Origin of the sequence: Rhizobium skierniewicense Ch11 (genome assembly GCF_023757665.1) — a bacterium.
Classification (GTDB): Bacteria; Pseudomonadota; Alphaproteobacteria; order Rhizobiales; family Rhizobiaceae; genus Agrobacterium; species Agrobacterium skierniewicense.
In genome coordinates, this window is record NZ_RXPG01000005.1 from 392,279 (window position 1) to 414,073 (window position 21,795).

Consider the following 21,795-nt stretch of genomic DNA (forward strand, 5'->3'; position numbering starts at 1 on the left):
CCTGACGACGGGGCTCAGGAAAGCAGGGTCTGCTTGAGTTCGAGAAGTATAGAACGTTGGGGATTTGTACCCATGCCATAGTCATCCACATTTCTTAATGTGGTGCGGCATCCTATATTCTTGGCCTATGACCGAATCAACAAATACCGCATCCGAAAAACCCAAGTATGCTCCGTCGCGTTACATGCGTGACCGCCACCCCGACCTGTTCTCCGACTCGGTGTCGGAAGTGGAATATGAGGTCGAGCGCGAGGTGTTGTCATACCACCTCGAAACGCTTACCAATCAGAAAGGCGAAACCGCATTCGAGAACTTCGCTCAGCGCCTTTGCGAGAAATTCATCGCGCCGAATATTCGTCCTCAGACGGGTCCGGTTGGCGGGGGCGACGGTAAGACCGACGCAGAGACATTTCCCGTGTCGAGTGAAATCTCTACGCGCTGGTTCGTGCCCGACAATGACAAGGCCGGCGAGCGCAAGGCTTTCGCATTCAGTGCCAAGAAGACTTGGCGCTCAAAAATCAAGTCTGACGTCGCCGCCATCGCCGGTACCAAACGTGACTACGATCAAGTCATCTGCGTCACGAACCAGTTCGTCCCCGCGAAGAAGTCTGCCGACCTTCAAGACGAGCTTTTTAAGGAACATGGCATTCCAGTCACCATTCTGGATCGCACATGGCTCCTCGACCGCGTCTTCAAGCACGACAGTATGGCGATTGCCGTCGAGGAGCTTGGCGTTGGCAAGGGCACGGAGAAGCAGACCAAGAAGCTGGGGCCGAATGATACCAAGCGCGCGGCGGAGCTGGATGCCCTTGAGGCAAAGATCGCTGATGGTTCGCAGTATCAGGGGCAAACTGTCGCGCTGGTCGAAGATGCGCGACGTGCTGCGCTTCTGGCTCGAGGATTGGAGCATTCGAGCGCCGAAGTGAACGGGCGTTTCGATCGCGCACTCCGTCTCGCGCGAGATAACCACATCAAAAAACTTGAACTCGCTATTGCCTACGAGTGGGCATGGACCTCCCATTTCTGGCATGAGGACCACCTTCGCACGTCTGAACTCTACGACGATGTCGAACGTCTCGCTTTCGGTTCTGACGATGCAATTGACTTGGAGCGTCTAAGCAATCTTCTGCCCCTGATACGCATGAGCGTGCACACGGGCTCGATGGACGCATCGAAAGGAAAGCTCAAGAACCGCACCGCTGCACTCAAGTCCGCGCTGGAAGCTCTGATGGTGCAGACCAATCGGCCCAACAACGCGCTACATGCTGAAGCCATGTTGCTGATGACTCGTGTCTCCGAAAAAGGTGTTGAGCATCGCGACGACCCGCTGAAGAACATCTGGGTCTCGTTCACCGACGTTATCAAACGAGCCGAAGGGCTAGGAACATTCCCGTTCACGAGCATCGCAGATGCCCTCACACAAATCGGCGAATTCATCGCTGACAGCGACGAATTCGACACGCTGTTCGAGACCATCACCGATGCCCTCGCGGCACGCAGCGGCCAAGGCGAGGCTGCAAGGAAGAATGTTCAAAGGGCGTATCAGAAGCTTGCGAAGGGATTGCCCTATGACGCCATCCGCTGGTTCGGCCGTGCCGTCGCGCTGCTCATCAAGGAGGAGTACGGGGACGAGCTCATCGATGCGTTGCTAGGCGCAGGATTCGCCTTCGAACAAGTCGGCCTTCCGTGGGCTGCAAGGAATTACACCCTCGCCGCCGTCAGTCAGGAATTCTTCGCCTTCAAAAGATACGGCAGCATTGGCGCGTTGCGGTCCTCGGTCTTGTCCAGGTACTTCGACACGGAATTCAAACTCGGTCGAGTTCCACAGATCCTGAGCGCGCACGAGCTCGAAATGATCGTTTGTACTGCCCAAGCACGCACGGACGGGCAGCGCCGCCGCCTCAACAAGGTGCAAGAGTCGCACATGATGCAGATCGCATCGCTGCTTCTGCAAACTCCCCTCGATAAATTGAGCGAGATCGCTCAGCTTCCTGATGCGCTCGAACGGCTCGCATTGCCAATGTCGCGCACCGCTCTTCTCTACCTGATGGGAAATGAAGACATCCTGAGAACGGAGGGCTGGATACCGGAACAAGAGACCCCCGAAGGCGCAGAGATCTTCATGCGAGACCTGCGTGATTACGGCGTGAAAGCGGACTACCCTGCTCCAGACTTAGCCCTTGGGGAAACCGTTACGCTCTCGTCCAACGTGCTCGGATGCCGCATCGAGTTGGCTTGTGCCAACAATCTAGTCTCCATCGGCATTGGCGAGGCTGTCCTCGGGTCACTGGAAGCCTTGCTAGCGACGAGTCTCGATCATCGCATGTTGCCTCAGGTGGATCACTTGCAACTGCGGGTTACGCCGTCCGACACCGTCGGACTCAGCCCCGTTCTGACGTTTGCCGATGTTGACGGCGAGCCCATCGGCACGATCGCGCATCGCATGGTCATGGAATACAAGACCAAAGAGGATGCGCTATCGTTTCCGCATTGGATGAGTGATGCGGTTCTCGAAATCTTCCTTCGCTTCGCCGCGCCTCAGGATGCCGAGGCGTGGGGTAAGGCGCTGTTCGAAGATGAACGCGCCCTAGATCGCGCGCTGACGTTCTCGAACGTTCCAGTCATGCTCGCTAATCTGCACGGTGATCGCGCGCAGCTTTCTCTCGCTGATTGGATCGATCCTGCCGACCCCACCTATGAGGTCAAACGCACGAAAGTATGGCCCCCCGCACCAGCTCCCGAGGCGATCAAATCGTTTGGCAACACACAGCGCGGCGAAGGCCTTGCGCCCAAAGAAATGCGCGATGCGGCCAAAGGCAAGCACTCTAAGACGCGCTGGCTCTCGCCTATCGATATGCAGAAGTGGGACAAGGCGAAATGGAACGGCACCTTCTTCATGTGGTCCCCGCCCGGCCCCGACATGCCGCCTCCCATGCTGGGACTCGCGTACGAGAATTCTTCGGTTGCTAAAGACATCTTCAAGTCATGGCGTAAGCGGTATGGCGATGACGACGTTAAAGACGATCTCAAAATTACTATCGTTCGCGGCATATCGCGCGATTATCCCGCTGCTTATGCCGTGATGGTCAGTCAAAATCCGGACAATGTTCCAATATCGGAGGGGAATATCATCGGATTTGTGTCACGCATCAATCGCATGTACCCGAATTCAACACAGAACCTCGATCGGTTCGTCGCGGACTATTCGCGTCACGGTCGGTACGTGCTGTTTCCTGCCCACTTGCCAAACAAGCTGGCGCAGCCCGAACCTATTTTCGACCTGCCTATAGGCAAGCACAATCTGACCGTCATTAACGCCTGGGAAATCACCACCAATGATATCGTGGCCTCAGTCTTGGATTTGGATGAACCGCCCTTTATCCCAGCGGACCAGCCGAATGCGCCCGTCCTCAAAACGCTGGAATGGCTAAAATCCTTACGCCTCGAGTAAGTGATGTCCGGATTGGCGGTGGTTTTGATCGGCGAAGGATTGGCTAGCGTAAGCACACGAGTGACCGCTTCGGGCCAGCTTGAGACCTTGGCCTGGCTAACCTGAACGCCCGCGTCCTCGATATGGACGCTGAAAGTGGTCAGTCTGGTTCCGGCCCCATTACAGCCGTTAACCGCGACGCAGCTCAATGTCTCCTGTTGGCGGATACTGTTGAAAAACTCCAGCAGGCCGCTTTTCATTCGGGCTCATTGAAATAATATCGCGCATTCCACGCTCCCAGCACGTCAGACGCAAAGTGGTTTCCTCTCTCCCGTACCGACAGAAAACTATGCCTGACGGTCGGGCAAGCCGCGCCTTACCGATGCTCAGGGGAGTATTTCAACAGTATCGGCGCAATCCGGCCATTAACCTCGCATCTTCGAGACGACCTTTGGTCGTTTGGTCCATGTACCAAGACCTACACAAGATTCATCTTTCCGAACCTAAGGGGCGTTACACGACGCGGGAATGTTGAACAGGCGGCTGCATCAGCTCAATTGTGATACCATCCGGGCCAGAGATGTACGCGACCATTGTTCCGCATCGGGGTCCGGCCGGTATCGGCTGCGGCGAACCCTTCACGGCCCACCCCGCCCTCTCAACCCGCGCGATCGCCCTGCGGATATCCGTAACCGTGAAGGCGATATGCGCGGCGCCGATCGCACCCGCGCTCTGAGGTGTCTCCCCCAGCGTACGGCCTGTCGAATATTCGAGAAGCTCGATAGGGTAGCCATTTGGAGATGCCACCAGCGCCATTCGGCAGCGCGGATCGTCAACCCCCGTGGCCTCCCGTAGAAACTCTCCACCCATCTCTCCTCGGCGAACAAGGTCGAAACCCATCGCCTCAGTCCAGAACTGGATCGCATCCTCCAGCGAGGCGACTGAGAACCCCGTGTGGTCCACAGCTATCACGCCTGCATGTTCGGTCATTTTAATCCTCTCATATCTACCAGTTAATTCTTTGACCGAGCTAACCACGGCTCGATAGCCTTAGAATCTTTCTTTCGTCTCTCGACATCGTTGGGAGCAAAACTTCACGTTGTCCCAAGTCTTCTTCCACTTCTTTCTCCATGAGAATGGCCTGTTGCAGACCGGACAGAACTTAGTGGGCAGGTCTGACTTCTCACGACGCTTCGGCATCCGTTACTCCAGACAGTCTCCATCGATAACGAGACCTTGCCGTGCGTGGCCAACTCAAGCCGACGGTAGCGTGCGCGCGGTCAGCTTGTTTCCATCCGGGTCGCGGAGATAGGCGACAAATGAGCCATTCGGGCGTTCTGACGGCGGTGTCTCGATCGAGTTTCCTCCGTGGCTTGTCCCGGCGTCGTGCCATGCTTTCACATGCTCCGGGCTTCGAGCGACAAGACCGATCGTCCCACCGTTGGCGACCGTCGCTGGTTTCCCATCAATCGGCGTTGTTACCATAAGGCGGCTTCCGCCATGTTTGTAGATAAGCCTCCCTCTGGCGTCGATTTCACCGGGCTCGCCGCCGAGGGCAGCGAAGGTGGCGTCGTAGAAAGCTTTCGATCTCTCCAGATCATTGCTGCCAATCATTACGTGAGTAAACATCGGTCGTCTCCTGTCAGCGGTTGCTTCCAAATATGGCCGAAATTTAACACAAAGGGATCTCAAGTCTCGGAGCCCTGATGCCGGAAGAACCCAAATCGACTACACGAGAGTTCGTGGTACAGACCTGACAGAATCAGTTGGCAACATTGTGTGTAATAGGATCAGCATGAAGACGATCGGGATACTCGGCGGCATGTCCGCCGCTTCCACGCAAATCTATTATCGCGAACTCTGCCGGATGACGCGATAGCGTCTCGGAGGGCTTCATTCGCCGGAATTGCTCATCCGTTCGCTTGATTTCGCGACGATAGAGAGCCTCCAGGCATCGGGAAGATGGGAAGACGCGGGCGACATTCTGAACCGGGAGGCGAAAGCCTTGGAGCGTGGCGGTGCAGATTTCATCATCCTTGCGACAAACACGATGCACAAGCTTGCTGATGCAATGATGCAGGGCGTCTCTATACCCTTGCTGCATATTGCAGACGCCACTGCGGCGCGCATCAAGCAGCAGGATTTGCGAACGCCTGGTCTCATGGCTACTGCATTCACGATGGAGCAGTCCTTCTACGTGGACCGGCTGAAAGCTGCGGGTCTTTCTTATATCCTCCCGGATGCGCCGGACCGAGCCGAGACCCATCGGATCATCTACGAAGAGCTCTGCCGCGATGTCATCACAGCGGACAGCGGGACAGCCTATCGCGATATTGCTGCGCGTCTCGTCGAGCGCGGAGCTGACTGCTTGATCCTCGGCTGTACTGAGGTCGGGATGTTGCTCAATCAAGAGCTCGTCGCCGTACCCGTATTCGATACGACGCTAATTCATTGTGATGCAGCGCTCGCAATGGCATTGGACGATTAGCTTTATCCTGTAACTCAATGAAAATTTCGCGCCTTAACTTTCAACGTATCAATGTGCAGATCCCTGATGAAGATGTCCCGCGCCTCAGGCACCGGTTTCTGTCTATCTCGAGAATCTCCACCACCTACTGAGCCGTGAGCGAACTCGTCGCCGCGTCCGGATGGTGCTTTGAACACGACATCCATGTCAGCCAGACCGGAGAGATCCCCAGAAAGGTCGAATAGCTGCTGGGCGACCAGATGCACGACCTCCCCTTCCCGCTGAATTCGTCCGTTGATGGCCATCATGCTCGATCCAAGCACAACGCGGCGCCGCCTCTCGAATAAACTCGGCCAGACGACCACGTTCGCGGGACCGGTTTCGTCTTCTATCGTGATAAACATCACGCCTTTCGCGCTTCCCGGCTTTTGTCGAACCAGGACAAGACCTGCGGTGTAGACCCATCTGCCGTCGCGGGCAGACATTGCGTCTTCGCACGTAATCATGCTGCGCTTGGTCAAGCTCTCCCGCAGGAATGCCATGGGATGTTCGCGCAGTGTCAGGCCGACGTGTCCGTAGTCCGCAACCACATTATGCCCCTCGGTCATCTGCCGGAGCTCGACTTCAGGCTCCGCCTGCTCAGCGATCGATTTCTGCTCGCGGTCTGCGGCAGCCGCAAACAGCGGCAAAGGCTCGTCACGCAGCGCCTTGATCGCCCAGAGCGCATCGCGGCGTTCGAGCTGAAGCGATGGCCGGAAGGCGTCGGCCTCTGCGAGTTCTACGAGAGATGCTGCCGGAACACCGGATCGTCGCCACATATCATCGACGGAACTGAACCCATCGTTCATGCGCGCGGCAACGATTCGAGCCGCATCCGACGCTGCCAAGCCCTTCACCATCCGCATCCCAAGGCGCACGGCATGACGGTCGGTATTTCCGATCGGCTCCAGCGTGCAGTCCCACCTGGATCGATTGATACAGACAGGCCGGATCTCGACGCCGTGCGCACGGGCATCGCCAACAATCTGCGCAGGGGCATAGAAACCCATAGGCTGGGAATTCAGCAATGCAGCACAGAACACATCCGGGAAATGGCACTTGATGTAATTCGAGGCATAGGCGATCAGCGCAAAAGAGGCAGCGTGGGATTCCGGGAAACCGTAGGACCCAAAACCTTCGAGCTGCGAAAATGTCTTCTCGGCAAATTCGGCGGTATAGCCGTTTCGCACCATTCCGGAGACCAGCTTCTCCTTGAACCTGCTGACGCCGCCCGTAAATTTGAAGGTCGCCATTGACTTGCGCAACTGATCGGCCTCACCTCCCGTGAACCCAGCGCAGACCATGGCGACGCGCATGGCGCTTTCCTGAAACAGCGGCACGCCCAGTGTTTTGCCCAGCACGGCTTCCAGTTCCGGCGTTGGATAGTCCACCTTTTCCTTGCCTTCCCGGCGGCGCAGATAGGGATGCACCATATCCCCCTGAATAGGACCGGGACGCACGATCGCCACCTGAACGACCAGATCATAAAATGTCCGCGGCTTCAGACGTGGCAACATCGCCATCTGGGCTCTGGATTCGATCTGGAACGTGCCGAGGGTGTCGGCTTTGCGGATCATTGCATAGGTCGCCGGATCCTCTTGGGTGATCTTTGCGAGATCCAGATCGTCGTCCTTATGCTTGCGGATCAGGTCGAATGCTTTGGACATGCAGGTGAGCATGCCCAGTGCCAAAACATCGACCTTCATGAATTTGAGGGCTTCCACATCATCCTTGTCCCATTCGATGATCTGCCGGTCTTCCATCGTGGCAGGCTCGATGGGAACGAGGTCATCGAGGCGGTCGTGGGTGAGCACGAACCCGCCGGGGTGTTGTCCGAGATGACGTGGTGCGCCCATCAGTTGCTGTGCGAGTTGCAGCGTCAGCTTCAGCCTGCGGTCATCGGGATTGAGGTTCAATTCCCTCACATTGCGATCACTGACCTCTTCCGACCAGGACCACATGCCCGACGACAATGCCTTAATCACATCCTCAGGCAGGCCAAGCACCTTGCCGACATCGCGAATGGCACCCTTGGCACGGTAACGGCTGACGGTCGCACACAGTGCCGCCTTCTCGCGGGTGTAGGTCTTGTAAATCCACTGAATGACCTCTTCGCGTCGCTCATGCTCGAAATCAACATCGATATCCGGCGGTTCGTCGCGCTCTTGGCTGATGAAGCGTTCGAACAAAAGGTCATTTGTGGAAGGGTCGATGCTGGTGACGCCGAGAATATAACAGACGGCAGAATTGGCAGCCGATCCGCGCCCCTGACAGAGAATTCCTTGCGCGCGCGCGAACTGAACGATCGAAAACACCGTCAGAAAATACGGCGCATATTTCATCGCCTTGATAAGATTGAGTTCGTGCCGAACCGTCGCCAGAACGTCTGGTGGCATACCCTCCGGGTATCGGTCCGGCACGCATTCCCAGACATAATGTTCGAGAGACTGTTGCGCGTCTTTACCCGGAACGATCGCCTCCTCGGGATACTGATAGGTCAATTCCTCAAGTGAAAACTTGCACTGATCGACAATCTCCATCGTCCGCCGCAATGCTTCGGGATAGCGCGGAAACAGGCGTTCCATTTCCTCTGGCGGCTTGAGATATCGATCAGCATGACGTTCACGTTCGAAACCGACGTCGTCGATGGTTGATTTGGTGCGAATGCAGGTGACGATGTCCTGAAGCTGCCGTCGTCCCGGCTCGTGAAACAGGACGTCGTTGGTGACGACGGTTTTGACCTTGTGGCGCGTGGCCATATTGGAAAGATCGTGGAGCCGAAGCTGATCGTTTGGTCTGCGGCGCAGGCAAAGGGAAACATAGGCGCGATTTCCAAACACCTCCGCGATCTTCCTGAGCTGCAAGGCACATGTATCGTCGGCGAGATCGGGAATGAGGATGCCGATCATGCCATCGGCGTAGGTTCTCACATCGTCCCAATGAAGGACACAGTTGTTCTTGCCGCCTCGCCCCTTGCCAAGCGTGATCAGCCGGGTCAGACGCGAATAGGCGGCCCGGTCCGTCGGATAGACCAGGATCGACATGCCATCCTGTAGGTCAAGCCGGCAGCCGACGACAAGCCGCAGGCCGGTGGCGCGAGATGCTTCCAGTGCCCGGATAATGCCAGCCAACGAATTGCGATCCACGACACCGATGGCGTCGATGCCGAGGCTTTTCGCCGTCTCGAACAGTTCGGTCGCGCTGCTGGCACCGCGCAGAAACGAAAAATGGGTGGTCACCTGAAGCTCGGCATATCTCATGCGAATATCCCCTGTACGAACCATTTGTGCGACCCGGTTTCGCTATCTACGCCGTCGCCAGCCCGGAAAACCCAAAGGCGTTCGCCCGCTTCGTCCTCGATGATGAAATAGTCCCGGACTGCGGCCCACTCGGATGTTCGCTGCCACCACTCGCCGAATATTCGTTCGGGACCATCGGCGCGTTTCACCTTGCGGCGTTTGCCACGCCATGTGACGGAAACGGGAGGATGATCGGGCATCAAAGCGATGACCTCGACCAGTTCGGGATGAGCGAGCAGTCGTACCGGACGCGGCCAGTGATGCGACCAGGAGACGACAATGTCATCTGCAATGGGTGCAATCCGCTGAACGCTGCGCTCGGGAACATCGGAGGCAACGGGTGCGAGGCGGTAGACACGCTGTCCACGGTTGCCGAAAATGTCGATGAGCGGGGTGATGTCCGCGATCTCGTCTTCGACAAGCGAAGACGCCCTCTGTGTCTCTTCAAGCGGCTCGACCATGATGGCCGCAAGGGTAAGCTTCTCGATCCCGAAACCCGGATCAATCTTCTCGGTCCTGTCGCGAAACAGTTTCGTCAACCATGAGACATCGCGGGCGGCCTTTGCTGTTCCTGCCCGCAGTGCCTGGGTCGTGTTGTCGACCTTGTGGACGATGAGATCAACGCGGCGAACACCCAGACCCTTTTTCTGGAGTTGGTTACAGAGTTCGATGACCAGGCGACCGACATATTTGTCGATCGTTTCGGCAGCGCCGATCGGCTCCTGGAAAATGCGGCTGACTTCGATCAGTTCGGGCGTGCGAATGGGGTCTATGGGTTCGCCGATGCGGCCGAAGATCTGGTCGAGGCGGCGTGCGATTTCTGGGCCGAAGCGCAGTGTTAGCGGTGCCCGCGGCGTCGCAGAAAGCTCACCGATGGTTCGAAAGCCGAGCGTTCTTAGATCGCCCACCACCTTTTCAGGCAGACGCAACAGAGAAATCGGCAACCGCTCGACCGCTTTTACGGTTTCGCCGCGCGGCACGATCACCGTCTCTCTGGCGATGGCGCGTGCGCAGGCATGAGCGGCACCCCAGGTGTCGGCGATCGCGACACGGGCCGTCAGCCCCCTGCCCCGAAAGCGATTGGCAATTCCCGTCAACATGGCAAGCTCTCCGCCCCGGAGATGGTCGGCACCATCTGTGTCCATGACGATGCCATCAGGCGCATCGACTGCGACGATCGGAGAGTATTGGCTCAGTGCCCAGAAGGTAATGCGCTCCAGCGCTTCGGCGTCCGCCTTCGGATCGGCATCGATCATCATCAGTCCCTGAAACAGAGCCTGTGCCTTTGCAGCCTGCATGCCGACACGTAGGCCTGCCTTCTTCGCTGCAGCATCTGCCGCCGACACCCAGCGTTTCGAGCCGGATTTCCCGATCACGGCGATGGCCTGTTCAGCCGGAATGCCGGGATCGGCGCGACGAATGCGATCCGTCGACAGATCTGGAAGATAGATCGATACGACCCTGGTCATCACACGCTCCAACAATAAACTCGGCACACTCGCCTGCGCGCGACCGCATCAATTCCAGCAACCATCTCGCCCGCCCAACACCCGGCACTGGTAACTCCTGCGACGGCAGCGCACTCACCCTCCACCGGGTCATCGACGCCGTCGGCTGGCCAAAATCATTGGCTTCCGTCTGTCTTCGCCACCTGCGAACAACAAGCGCTAGGCTCCCTTTCTTTTCCGCTGCAAGCTGAAGCCGCCGACTTGCCAGCATCGGCAGTCGCACAACCTCGCCGACGACCGCACCAAGGCCACCGAAGGAGAGCGCCTCTTCCATTGAGGCAAGCACGTCCTCCTCGCGATCGCTTTCCACGAAGATGACCCGGTTTGCGTCAAGACCTGCCTGCGCGAGCGCAGGAAAAAACAGATCCGGGCGCGTCAGGCACCAGACGATCTGGCCTTTGGTACGAGCGGCGACGCCTGCGACGAACAGGGCTGCGGCTGCCCCATCGACGGTTCCAGCCCCACCACCTGCAAATTCATGAAGAGCACCTCTGGCAAGACCGCCTCCCGGCAGCACCGCGTCGATTGCGCTCACCCCGAACGGCAGACATTCCGCTTGCTTGGCCACGACGCCTTCCAACGAGGCGATGCGATCACGCAGATCCGCTATGACATGCTCGCGCGCAGCAGCCATCGTTCACGCAATCCTTCCGGTTCGTGTCGTTTGTGGGAACGGCTTCATGCCGTTTTCAATGTTGAAGTTCACGTTCTGTTCCTGCGCTCAACAGGAGTCAAGAGGCGCTAAATTAGGAATGCAGTCCTCTATTTTTAGCAACTCAAGAGATTCGCAAATTGAATCAGTGAGTAAGATTTGGAACGGTGCTGGGTGACGCGTACAAAATAAATTTCAGGGGAGCCTGATCAATCCCTCAACATCGGCTGTCGATGCGTGCAAGCCCCGCTGATCATACGCTTCATATTCAGGAACCATCCTACGCCGATCGCGCTTACCAATGCTGAAGCTTGAAGAAAGGTAGCACCGAAGTGGTCGAAGCCAGGGTACGCGTCATCGATCTAGAAACAGGCGGCAATGGCCCGAACGACGTTTGCGAGATCGGGTGGCAGGATGTCGTCATCGATCACGCTGGAAAGTGGCAGGTCACTGACGAGCGCGGGACGCTGTTCGTCAACCCTGGCCGTCCGATTTCACCCGACACGATGGCGATCCATCATATCCTGGATGCCCATGTCGCGGATGCTCCGTTCTGGAAGGAAATAGCATCAACCGTTCTCCGTCCACCCGGCCGTATCGACGCCTTGGCAGCTCATCGAGCCGCTTTCGAGCAAAGATATTGCACACCTCGGTTTACAGGCGGAACTCCCTGGGTCTGCACATGGAAATGCGCGCTGCGCGTCTGGCCAGAGCTTCCGCGGTTTTCCAATCAGATGCTGCGTTATCAACGAATGCCCACCGGACTGGTGCATGAAATCGGCCTCCCAGCGCACCGGGCGATGCCCGACGCCTACGTTACGGCTCATCATCTCCGCGACATGTTGAACCAGACCTCGCTTGTGGATTGCTTGGCATGGAGCAGCGAACCAGGCCTTCTGCCACGCGTGCCGGCAGGACCAGATCGTGGAAAACCGTGGGACCGCATCAGCCTCGAAACTCTCAACGCGTTTATCGCAGATCGGGATGTGGACGTCCGCTTCAGTGCACAGATCGAACTGGCCCGTCGAAATGAGGACAAGCCGTCTCAGGATGCGGAACCGGCGCAAGGGACGCTTGGGTTCGAATGAGCAACATGTATCCGGATACGCCAGATGGTCGATACTTCGTCGTGAAAGGCAGGCTGTGGCGTCGCAGCAATCCTAATCTCGATGAACTTACTCGCACAGCCCTGGTCAAGGCTTTGATGGCCGCACGCCGGGCAGTTCGCGACGCATCGGCAGGCTCGCCAGAGATGAAAGAAGCTCGCAAGAAAGTGGATGCGGCCAAGGTCGCGCTTGGTGAACGCGGCCCTGTCTGGTGGGATGACGGCGCGCCGGATTTCAACCGGCACCTTGCCAAGAATACTCCTTACGCAGCCTGGTTCGAACAGTTGGAAACGGACTGAGATGTCATGGCATCCGGAAGACAAAACTCTGACCCGCTGAGCGAAGGACACAGGCATGGAATTTGATCTGGCGCGTTTCATCAAAGCGCAACAAGACACGTACTCAAAAGCCTTGCAGGAGTTATGCAACGGGCAGAAGAGGTCTCACTGGATGTGGTTCATCTTTCCGCAAATCAACGGACTTGGTCGATCGGAAACTGCACGATTTTACGCGATCTCTGGACGTTCTGAAGCCGAAGCCTACCTCAAACATCCTGTTTTGGGAGCCCGTTTGGAAGAGTGCACGAACGCCATGCTCAGCCATCCCCACCTCAGTGCACACGACATTCTTGGCTCTCCTGATGACCTCAAGTTTCATTCCAGCATGACGTTATTTGGCATCGCTGCCCAGAGTGGTTCGTCATTCGAGACCGCCCTTCACGTTTTTTATGGAGGTGAAGGCGATCAAGCCACGCTTTCAGCGTTGAAGAACGATGGATGATCAAACGCTTACCGACTTTTGCAAAAGTCAGACTTAAACTGGAATTCGGCCGCGTGAATTAGCTTCCGCGTAAAGCTATTTCAGGGTTGTCGCGGTGCCCAAACCTGAATTCCGATACGTCAAGGATGCATTTTTGCTCCCTTTACGATCTTATCGACCACCTTCTTTTCGGCTCTGAGTGCCAGTCCTACCAGCTTCGAATTGCCTGGGCTGAACTGAGCGAACACCTCCCTGTTGGCAGCGTCGTGCCCTGTTGAAAACATCTCCTCGATATAAGCCGAGGCTGTAACGTCGCGGTCGAGAACCCGGCTATGAATCGTGCGCAGCGTATCCTGATCCGCGGCGAGGACCACGATTGGCTGGATCGTCATGGGATTGTAGACATGACCAACCGCATCCCGATATGGTTCGCCGATGATGGCTGGTGTCTGGGCAACGATGCCGCTGGTCAGGAAGGCGGTGACGTTCAACTTCTGCCAGGTTGCGAGGTCATTGCGGATAACGATTGCGATCTTGGTGTCGAACATGCGGTTGAACTCCATTCAGGGTATCGAGGGAAAAGAAGACCTAGCTCCGAGCAAGGCGGGCGGTCTTGAACGTTCGTGCAAAGTCGGATTTGCCGACGGCATGCGTTTCGCTGCGCCCTCTCATGGTGTTGAGCGGATTGAAGCCCGGTTTCATGGCAACGCATTTTCGCCGCATCGTCACGACACCTACGCGTTAGGGCTGACGCTCCACGGCGTACAGACATTCCGCTATCGCGGGACCGAGCGTTTCAGCAGCCCCGGAAACGTGATCGTGCTGCATCCCGATGAGCTGCATGATGGCGCTGCAGGTACCGAGGATGGGTTGATCTATCGGATGATCTATTTGCCTCCCGACCTGATTGGCGCAGTCAATGGTTACCGTCACGCCCTTCCATTCGTTCCCGATCCGGTCGTTGCCGACATCGGCCTCTGGCAGGCACTGGCAGAGATTCTTTTCGATCTGAGCGAAGAGCCAAGCGACCTGATCATGGACGACGTTGTGATGCGGCTGGCATCGGGGCTCTCTCGTCAGGCAGGTGCTTCGCCGAGACCGATCGCAAGGTCGGCAAAGTCTGCGGTCCTCCGGGCCCGCGACTTCATCGAGAGCCACCACACAGAAGTCGTTCACTCAGAAGCACTGGAAGCTGCGTCTGGGTTGGACCGTTACGAACTGGCCAGACAGTTTCGCAGAATGCTGGGTACCAGTCCGCATCGATACCTCATCATGCGCAGACTGGAATTGGCGAATCGGTCTATCGCGGCTGGCAAAGGTCTGGCGCAGTCGGCAGCAGATGCGGGCTTTGCCGACCAGGCACATTTTACCCGCCATTTCCGCAAAGCCTTCGGCATGACGCCAGGGCACTGGCTGGCAATGCGTTCTGCAAGCTCTGGCTGAGTTTTGATTGTATTTGAATTGCCATCGGACGCGACCAAGCTTGGTAAAGGCGATCGCGGGCGAATACGATCCGCCCGCTTGTGCATCATGCTGCGTCGATTACGGGATAGTCCGTGTAACCTTCAGCGCCGCCGCCTGCGTAAAACAAAGCAGGTTTTGGGTCATTAAGCGTAGCACCCGTCTTGAGACGCCGCACAAGATCGGGATTGGCGAGTGCCATGACGCCTAACGCCTCTATATCGGCAAGTCCTGCTGCGACATCGGCACCTATCTTTTCACGCGAACGACCAGGCCGATTGAGGATCAGTGGGCCACCGAAAGAGCGGCGCATATCTTCCAGCAACAGATCGGTGCGAGTGTAGAGAACATGTATATAAGCCAAACCCATCTTGCCAAGTTCGACTGCGAGATACCGATACAGTTCATCGTTGTCCTGACCTTCGGCAATGCCGCCTGTCGCAACACCCGGTGAGAGGCGAATGGCAGTTTTCTGCGGACCGATAGCATCGACGACCGCACGGACGACATCGATAGCAAATCGCGCCCGGTTTTTCATCGTGCCGCCGTACTCATCGGTGCGATGGTTGCTGTCCGGGGCGAGGAACTGGTGTACCAGATAGCCGTTCGCACCGTGGATTTCGACGCCATCTGCACCGGCTTCGATAGCGCGCTTTGCGGCATAAGCAAAATCCGCAATCGTATGCTGGACTTCCTCCGTCTCCAATGCGCGAGGTTGTGGCACCGGCTGCATCCCGCCCATCGTGAACATGAAATCTCCGGACGCGATTGCGGAAGGAGCAACGGGCTGGCGATGATGCGGCGTGTTATCAGGGTGAGACCGTCTGCCGACATGCATGAGCTGTATGAATAGGCGCCCATTTGCCGCATGGACGGCGTCAGTGACCTTGCGCCAGCCAGCGACGTGCTCGTCAGTGTAAATACCAGGGGTCGCCAGGTATCCTTGGCCATCGTCAGACGGCTGGGTTCCTTCGCTAATCAGTAGCCCGAGCGATGCTCGCTGTGCGTAATATTCCGGCGCGAGGTCTCCGGGTGTTCCGTCAAGCTTGGCGCGGCTGCGGGTCATCGGTGCCATGGCCAGACGATGCGGCAGGGTAATCCCGCCAAGTGTGAATGGGCTCCAGATATCGGTCATCAGATTCTCCGGTGAAAGGTGTAGGGGTAGCTGGCGAGCCTCCTCGCCAGTTGCGGTTCAGTAATTTGGCTTGGCTGTCCGTCGGTCTTGTTAGCTGGCCGAAGCAAGACTCTCCGCAAACTCACGGTAGCTGTGCAGCGGGCGCTTCAGCATCGCCACAAGCCGTTCGACATCGCCTTCATTCGGGATCATGCCGTCGGTAACGTAGCGTTCTGCCATTAAACGCATTTCATAAGCGGTCCACTTCGGCATAAAGCTCGCCATGTTCTGTTCGAAACCCCTCGGATCATCACCGCCATAGACGATATCGCGACCCAGGACCTCGGACCAGATTGCAGCAACCTTGGGTCCCGTAAGCGTGTCGGGACCGACAAGATTGATCGTTTCGACTGGCAAGAGTTCGGAGGCCTGATCTCGGCGGATCAGTTCGATTGCAGCGACCTCGGCAATATCGCGCGCATCAACCATTGCAACGCCCTTGGAGCCGATCGGCATCGGATATACGCCGTGATTGAGAACGACATCCTTGATCATTATCTCGTTGTCGATGAAGTAGGTCGGGCGCAGGATCGTGGCGCTGAATCCCATCTCGCTCAGCATACGTTCGCCACCCGCCTTCACAGCAAAATGCGGGACGTTGACGGAGTTTTCGGCGTTGAACACCGAGAGATAAACGACGCGTTCGACACCCGCCTCTTTGGCAATGTTGAGGGTGATGAGAGCCTGAGTGAACTCGTCGCCCGTAACCGCATTGAGAAGGAACAAGGTGCGGACACCTTTGAATGCCTCGCGAAGAGCATCGAGGTCGAGCAATTCGCACTGGGCAATCTCGACGCCCTCCGGAAAGTTTGCCTTCGCGGCGTCGCGCGTCAGAACACGAATCTTGGCGTTGCGTTCAATGAGTTGGTTTACGACGTGGCGGCCAACACGGCCGCTGGCACCTATTACGAGAATGGTCATGAATGTAGCTCCTTGTGAGGCCGCTAGGGCGCTGTTGACATCTCCAAAGTTAGATGATCCAAATTTCCTCAAATAGACATCATTTCTGGACGCATCATCTCACAGGTGGAACACATGGATTTGCTCGCACTGGCGGATTTCAATCTCGTTGCTCGGCATGGCGGGTTTGGCAAAGCAGCGCGCAATGCCGGGCGACCGAAAGCCACACTATCCCGACGCGTCGCCGATCTTGAGGCGAGCCTCGATCTTCGGCTTTTCGAAAGGGGAGCACGGGACTTGAAGCTGACGGAAGAAGGTCGAGCCCTCTTCGAGCGGACTACGCAACTGCTGACGGAGCTAGAAGAAACCGCAACTGCTATCGCGTCAGGGGGGGTGTCACCACGTGGACGTCTGCGCATCAGCGCGCCGCTCATGTTTGCACAGGCAGCCTTGGGAAAGCTGGCGGCAGGCTTTGTGCTGAAACATCCCGAGATGCGGGTCGAGATCGTCGTGGAAGATCGTACCGTGGATATGATCGAGGAGGCTTACGATCTTGTCATCCGCGTCAATCCTCAACCCGATATCAACCTCGTTGGTCGGCCCTTTCTGCGTGACCGACAGGTCATTGTCGCTGCTCCAGGCCTCGCCTGGCCGGAGCCGGATAAGGCAGTGCCATCAGTGGTTCGCAGTTTGATCGGCAAGCCAGACACCTGGACTGTCGTTACGGATTCAGGGTCTGCAAAGCTTGCGACCACGCCGGTGCTTGGCATGTCGTCGAACACGATGCTGCGGGATGCGGTCTTGATGGGTGCGGGCGTCGCACGGCTTCCGCTTTCTTTGGTCAGCAAAGACATCGCCTCCGGTCGTCTCAACCACTGGGGCGATGTCGAAGGCGCCGAAACGGCGCTTTGGGCGCTCTATCCTTCGCGGCGTCTGCTCAGCGCGCGCGTATCAGCCTTTCTCGATTATCTTAAAAAGGCTTTTCCGCAAGGCACCCCGGAAGAACTCGCTGCCTATTTGAGCTGACGTCGGCGTCGACACCGCATGGCATATCCAAGCGAAAGCAGCCTATTCAGAGACGAGTTTTGAGCGCTGGTGCGCGCCCCGAATCGCCTGAGTTCGGTTCGCCCTTCGGTTCTATCAAGAGCACCTTCACCTCATCTCTAGCCCGTGGTCGATGTACCACGCCCTTGGGAACGACAATCAGCTCGCCGGCTCTCACTGTTCGAGACGGCTCGCCTTCGATGTCGAGCTCCATCTCTCCTTCCAACACAAGGAAAAAGTCATCAGTCGTGTCATGCTTGTGGAACGGATATTCGCCCTTGAACTTCACGACCATCACATCGTTCTCGTTGTAATCGGCGATCACATGCGGGTCCCAGTGACCTGAAAACAGGCTAAGCTTCTCATCGAGATTGATGGATTCCATTTGCTATCCTTTGTTGGCTTGAAAGCAACCGCTCAGCCCAACAGTTACACTGGACGTCGAACTGGGTATTGAACGATCGTGCAAGCACGACGGGTTCCTGCAAAATGGTTGCGGAAAAGGCTTCAGATCGCGGAAACCTTTTCCAGAGCGGAACGTCGTCATTCGTTGATGAGGACGACCTTCCCCTGCATGCTTCCCCGCCCTGCCCTGTCATGGGCAGCGGAGGCCTCAGCCATTGGGAACGTACTGTCGATCACCACCCGGATCGTGCCGTCATCTAGCAGACGACCCGCCTGTGCCAATTGTGCACCATTGGAGCGCACCTGAGCCGTTGAGACGACAATGCCGCGTCGTTGGGCCTCTTCATGGCCGGAAAAGCCGAGAGGATTGACCAGATAGAGCGCACCACCTTTTTTTATGACATTCAGGAAGCGCTCCATGTTGGAGCCGCCCACCGCGTCGATCACCAAATCGACATCTCGCATGACCGTCTCGGCTGACTGTTTGGTGTAGTCGATAAATGCGTCTGCGCCGAGATCGGCAAGAAGCGCCTCGTGCCTTCCGGAAGCAACTGCAATCACGCGGGCGCCTTTCCATTTTGCCACCTGAACCATCAGGTGTCCGACCCCACCGGCAGCGCCATTCACCAGCACGGTCTTTCCCTCGAGCGGAGCCGGTGCATGGTTGAAGCTCTGGAACGGGTTGGGTTTATCGTGGCCACGCTCTACGAGAAACTGCCATGCCGTCAGCAGCGACATTGGAGCGGCGGCGGCCTGCACGTGATCGATACCTTTAGGCTTCAGTGCGAGATCCGAGGCCGGGACGTTGACATAGTCGGCATAGGCATTGCTGCCGGTCATGAGGTCGTGGGGGAATCGCACCATTCCATAGACCTCGTCCCCGACGCCGAATGCTTGGACATCGTTCCCGACTGCGGTGACGATACCGGAGATGTCTGTGCCCAAGATCAGTGGAAAGACAGGGCTGGGTCGCCACTCCGGCGGAAGCGCACGATAGCCGTCCCGCAGATAAAGATCAGGGGGATTGAGACTTGCCGCACGCACCCGGACAAGGACTTCGCCCTGTTCGGCAACAGGCCGCGGAGCCTCTTCGTAACGCAGGACCTCTGCGCCACCAAATTCGTGCAGGCGGACTGCTTTCATCATCTCGGTCATATCGAACTCTTTCAAATTGAGATTTCGCTGACCAGATGTACGCGCATCCTTTACGATTGATAATGGCGCTTCAATTCGCTTTAATAGTGCCATGAAGGAACAAATTGGCATCGAACGGTTGACCGGCTTGATCGCCTTTGCGCGCGCCGGATCGCTGGGCAGCTATACGGCGGCAGCGCGGTCGCTTGCCATCTCGCCGTCAGCGGTCAGTAAAAGCGTCCAGCGACTGGAAAGCCACCTTGGCGTTTCGCTGTTCACCCGAACGACGCGATCTATTACCCTCACCAATGAAGGACGTGACCTGCATGAACGCGCATTGCGGCTGCTGCGGGATGCTGAGGACATCGAGCAGGCCGCAAAGGCCGCGCGCTCCGAACCGGCGGGAACGTTGCGCATTGCCGCTTCTCTGCCGATAGGTCTGCATGTCATCGCACCTTTGCTGCCCAGGTTTCGCGCACGTCATCCAAAGGTTTCGATCGATCTCAGACTGAATGATCAGAGGGTTGACCTCATCGAAGAGGGAATAGATCTGGCTGTTCGCATCGGCGACCTTCACGACTCCCAGCTTCTATCACGGAAACTTTCTCCGCATCTGCTTTGCTGCTACGCCTCCCCGGAGTATCTGGCCACGAATGGTGCGCCAACCCTCCCGATCATCTTCAGGAGCACCAGACGGTCAACCTGCGCTATCAGAGCACTGGGCAGTTATTTCGCTGGTCGTTCCAACTCAAAGAGCGAGAAATCGAGATCATACCGTCGTCGGCAATCATCGTCGATGCGAGCGAGGCTGTCTTAGCAACGATCGCAGCGGGAGCGGGAATAGGAATGGCGACGAGCTTCATGGCAGCGCCATGGGTAGCCCGTGGTCAACTGATCCCTGTCCTATCCGATTTCTCTTGCGAACGTCACAACATCACAGCCGTTTGGCCGGAAAGCCGCCGGACCAACCCCGCTGTGAGAGCCTTCCTGAGCATCTTGATGGAGAGTTTCGGTAAGAGGGAGAGATAAGCAAGATCAGTTTCAGTTCCTCGTCTGCCGTCAACAGGCTCGTTGACTTGGAAGAGATGAGCCACCATTTGTGTGACATGCCGAAGCGTGAAAAAGATGAGATCGAACTGATCAGGACATGGACCCTGCCAGCCACGGTAACAATGGGGTCGGCCGTTCGGGCGAACGGCGTTCTTCAGGAAATACAAGCAAGGCTGCCAGCGATCTCTAAAAAGTCGATCTCGCTGGAAGGCGTCGATCTCACACTGGCGATGGCGGCTAACGAAAAGACCGCATTCAACGCGGCAGCGGCTATCGTCGCGAAAGTGGTGGCGGAAGCCGGAGCAATGCCGGTCATCCCGCGAGAAATCGAGGACATCCTTACGATCAAGACTAGCGAGCGACATCGTTGGCTTGCAGACGGTCGTCTGCCGAGCGCCGGTACGAGGACCGTCAGACTGAACGGACGCGCTCGTCAGATTACGTTCCATGTGTTCGACCCCAAGGTGGTGGAGGATCTTCTCGACAGAGGAGCCGCGGAAGAATGGCGTGTGGAGGATGCCGAGGCGAAAGCCGAAAAGCGGCAGCGGGCTACGTATCAGGCGAAGTTGACGCGGTCGCTCAAGAAAGAGGCTGCAAAAAAGTCTATGACGTCGGAAGACGGCGCCAAGGATTCGGCCCCCAAGCTTGGCGGCTGGGAAGAGTTCGACGTTGACGGACTGCTTCGCTAGATCTGTTCATAGCTCAATACCGCGTCAGTCAGTTGGGCTTAAGCATCCTGAACGTACGCGAACCTTTCAAACTTACCGACAGATGCCAGGCTGTAGAACACTGGCGTAGAATACCCCGAAAATAGGCACCAGTTTCACCTCCCTGGCGATGTCTGGTTCGGAATATGGTCCAGTCGCGCTTTGGCCGCATTCGGAAATCGCTCACCTGACAACGCCACGAAAACGTCAAAGTTCATTCAGGCATGGTTCACCGTGCAGGTCGCTAAATCACATCACCCTCAACGGAGTGACGAGAGATGCGCAAGATAATTTTCAGCGCGGGAATAATTCTAGGTAGTCTGCTTGCCAACGTCGCCAACGCGATGCCGTCAGTTCATCCATCGGTTCCCTTGGCCTCAGACGTTCAGAAGGTCGACTACGCTTGCGGACGCGGCTTCCACCTTTCCCCACGTGGCTATTGCCGACCAAACGGCCCTCCACGCGAGTATCGCGATCGGTGGGATAGACGTGACCGCTGGGAAGCCAGACGCGAATGGCGCGATAGACGCGAATGGCGAGAACGCCGCGATTACTATGACCAACGGGAATGGCGTGGGCGACATGAGTATCGCGACTACAGATGGTAATGCCGGATCCTCTCGCGAATATAAACACATTCCGTGAGAGCGTCAGAAGAGC

19 protein-coding genes and 2 pseudogenes are annotated in these 21,795 nt (G+C 57.1%); 10 read left to right on the plus strand and 11 right to left on the minus strand.

Annotated features, from left to right (window positions below):
- The first annotated feature begins 127 nt into the window (after positions 1 to 127).
- Entirely contained in the window at positions 128 to 3,451 is a 3,324-nt protein-coding gene (locus EKM04_RS05285) for a hypothetical protein (RefSeq protein ID WP_183896878.1), read from the plus strand.
- A gap of 492 nt (positions 3,452 to 3,943) precedes the next feature.
- On the opposite strand, the gene EKM04_RS05290 is transcribed toward EKM04_RS05285, so the two are convergent.
- The 3 genes from EKM04_RS05290 to EKM04_RS05300 are packed head-to-tail and all read right to left on the minus strand — an operon-like array spanning position 3,944 to position 5,059.
- Positions 3,944 to 4,420, minus strand: coding sequence for a VOC family protein (locus tag EKM04_RS05290; protein WP_183896879.1), 477 nt, complete (start codon positions 4,418 to 4,420; stop codon positions 3,944 to 3,946).
- Positions 4,421 to 4,480: 60 nt separating this feature from the next.
- Positions 4,481 to 4,630 (minus strand): DUF2256 domain-containing protein, encoded by a 150-nt coding sequence (locus EKM04_RS05295; RefSeq protein WP_183896880.1) that lies wholly within the window; start codon positions 4,628 to 4,630, stop codon positions 4,481 to 4,483.
- A 54-nt stretch (positions 4,631 to 4,684) separates the two neighbouring features.
- A complete protein-coding gene (locus tag EKM04_RS05300; protein ID WP_183896881.1) occupies positions 4,685 to 5,059 on the minus strand; it encodes a VOC family protein in 375 nt (124 codons plus the stop codon).
- Positions 5,060 to 5,225: 166 nt separating this feature from the next.
- Between EKM04_RS05300 and EKM04_RS05305 the strand changes: the two are divergent.
- Positions 5,226 to 5,918, plus strand: a pseudogene (locus EKM04_RS05305) (aspartate/glutamate racemase family protein).
- A gap of 14 nt (positions 5,919 to 5,932) precedes the next feature.
- On the opposite strand, the gene EKM04_RS05310 reads toward EKM04_RS05305, so the two are convergent.
- From EKM04_RS05310 to EKM04_RS05320, 3 genes are read right to left on the minus strand one after another with little or no spacing between them, the layout of a single operon-like run.
- Positions 5,933 to 9,196 (minus strand): error-prone DNA polymerase, encoded by a 3,264-nt coding sequence (locus EKM04_RS05310; protein ID WP_183896882.1) that lies wholly within the window; start codon positions 9,194 to 9,196, stop codon positions 5,933 to 5,935.
- A complete protein-coding gene (locus tag EKM04_RS05315; protein WP_183896883.1) occupies positions 9,193 to 10,704 on the minus strand; it encodes a Y-family DNA polymerase in 1,512 nt (503 codons plus the stop codon). The genes EKM04_RS05310 and EKM04_RS05315 overlap by 4 nt, the downstream gene beginning before the upstream one ends.
- Positions 10,625 to 11,377, minus strand: a complete 753-nt coding sequence (locus tag EKM04_RS05320; protein WP_183896884.1) for an ImuA family protein — start codon at positions 11,375 to 11,377, stop codon at positions 10,625 to 10,627. The genes EKM04_RS05315 and EKM04_RS05320 overlap by 80 nt, the downstream gene beginning before the upstream one ends.
- A gap of 329 nt (positions 11,378 to 11,706) precedes the next feature.
- Here EKM04_RS05320 and EKM04_RS05325 point away from each other — a divergent pair, with 329 nt between their 5' ends.
- The 3 genes from EKM04_RS05325 to EKM04_RS05335 are packed head-to-tail and all read left to right on the plus strand — an operon-like array spanning position 11,707 to position 13,281.
- A complete protein-coding gene (locus EKM04_RS05325) occupies positions 11,707 to 12,483 on the plus strand; it encodes an exonuclease domain-containing protein (RefSeq protein WP_210290130.1) in 777 nt (258 codons plus the stop codon).
- Positions 12,480 to 12,800 (plus strand): hypothetical protein, encoded by a 321-nt coding sequence (locus EKM04_RS05330; protein ID WP_210290131.1) that lies wholly within the window; start codon positions 12,480 to 12,482, stop codon positions 12,798 to 12,800. The genes EKM04_RS05325 and EKM04_RS05330 overlap by 4 nt, the downstream gene beginning before the upstream one ends.
- Positions 12,801 to 12,855: 55 nt before the next feature.
- On the plus strand, positions 12,856 to 13,281 hold the full coding sequence (locus tag EKM04_RS05335; RefSeq protein ID WP_183896885.1) for a DUF1810 domain-containing protein: 426 nt from the start codon (positions 12,856 to 12,858) through the stop codon (positions 13,279 to 13,281).
- Positions 13,282 to 13,400: 119 nt separating this feature from the next.
- On the opposite strand, the gene EKM04_RS05340 is transcribed toward EKM04_RS05335, so the two are convergent.
- Positions 13,401 to 13,808 (minus strand): DUF2000 family protein, encoded by a 408-nt coding sequence (locus tag EKM04_RS05340; RefSeq protein WP_183896886.1) that lies wholly within the window; start codon positions 13,806 to 13,808, stop codon positions 13,401 to 13,403.
- Between EKM04_RS05340 and EKM04_RS05345 the strand changes: the two genes are divergently transcribed.
- The gene (locus EKM04_RS05345; RefSeq protein WP_183896887.1) at positions 13,807 to 14,703 is read left to right on the plus strand and encodes an AraC family transcriptional regulator; all 897 of its coding nucleotides are present in this window, start codon (positions 13,807 to 13,809) and stop codon (positions 14,701 to 14,703) included. The two genes, EKM04_RS05340 and EKM04_RS05345, sit on opposite strands and share 2 nt — an antisense overlap.
- Positions 14,704 to 14,788: 85 nt before the next feature.
- Here EKM04_RS05345 and EKM04_RS05350 read toward each other — a convergent pair whose 3' ends face one another.
- On the minus strand, positions 14,789 to 15,856 hold the full coding sequence (locus EKM04_RS05350; RefSeq protein WP_183896888.1) for an alkene reductase: 1,068 nt from the start codon (positions 15,854 to 15,856) through the stop codon (positions 14,789 to 14,791).
- A gap of 90 nt (positions 15,857 to 15,946) precedes the next feature.
- On the minus strand, positions 15,947 to 16,816 hold the full coding sequence (locus EKM04_RS05355) for an SDR family oxidoreductase (protein WP_183896889.1): 870 nt from the start codon (positions 16,814 to 16,816) through the stop codon (positions 15,947 to 15,949).
- Positions 16,817 to 16,930: 114 nt separating this feature from the next.
- Here EKM04_RS05355 and EKM04_RS05360 point away from each other — a divergent pair, with 114 nt between their 5' ends.
- Complete coding sequence (locus EKM04_RS05360; protein WP_183896890.1) at positions 16,931 to 17,821, plus strand: LysR family transcriptional regulator; 891 nt, start codon at positions 16,931 to 16,933, stop codon at positions 17,819 to 17,821.
- A gap of 46 nt (positions 17,822 to 17,867) precedes the next feature.
- On the opposite strand, the gene EKM04_RS05365 is transcribed toward EKM04_RS05360, so the two are convergent.
- Both EKM04_RS05365 and EKM04_RS05370 read right to left on the minus strand, forming a co-directional pair.
- On the minus strand, positions 17,868 to 18,224 hold the full coding sequence (locus EKM04_RS05365; RefSeq protein ID WP_183896891.1) for a cupin domain-containing protein: 357 nt from the start codon (positions 18,222 to 18,224) through the stop codon (positions 17,868 to 17,870).
- Positions 18,225 to 18,382: 158 nt separating this feature from the next.
- Positions 18,383 to 19,399 carry an NADP-dependent oxidoreductase gene (locus EKM04_RS05370; RefSeq protein WP_183896892.1) on the minus strand — a complete coding sequence of 339 codons (1,017 nt, stop codon included), beginning with the start codon at positions 19,397 to 19,399 and terminating at the stop codon, positions 18,383 to 18,385.
- Between the two features lie 91 nt (positions 19,400 to 19,490).
- Between EKM04_RS05370 and EKM04_RS05375 the strand changes: the two are divergent.
- The 3 genes and pseudogenes from EKM04_RS05375 to EKM04_RS05385 all read left to right on the plus strand — a co-directional run bounded on the left by EKM04_RS05375 (position 19,491) and on the right by EKM04_RS05385 (position 21,743).
- Positions 19,491 to 20,407, plus strand: a pseudogene (locus tag EKM04_RS05375) (LysR family transcriptional regulator).
- A gap of 77 nt (positions 20,408 to 20,484) precedes the next feature.
- Positions 20,485 to 21,117 carry a hypothetical protein gene (locus tag EKM04_RS05380; protein ID WP_113494171.1) on the plus strand — a complete coding sequence of 211 codons (633 nt, stop codon included), beginning with the start codon at positions 20,485 to 20,487 and terminating at the stop codon, positions 21,115 to 21,117.
- Between the two features lie 296 nt (positions 21,118 to 21,413).
- Positions 21,414 to 21,743, plus strand: coding sequence for a GCG_CRPN prefix-to-repeats domain-containing protein (locus EKM04_RS05385; protein WP_252094042.1), 330 nt, complete (start codon positions 21,414 to 21,416; stop codon positions 21,741 to 21,743).
- Positions 21,744 to 21,795 lie beyond the last annotated feature (52 nt).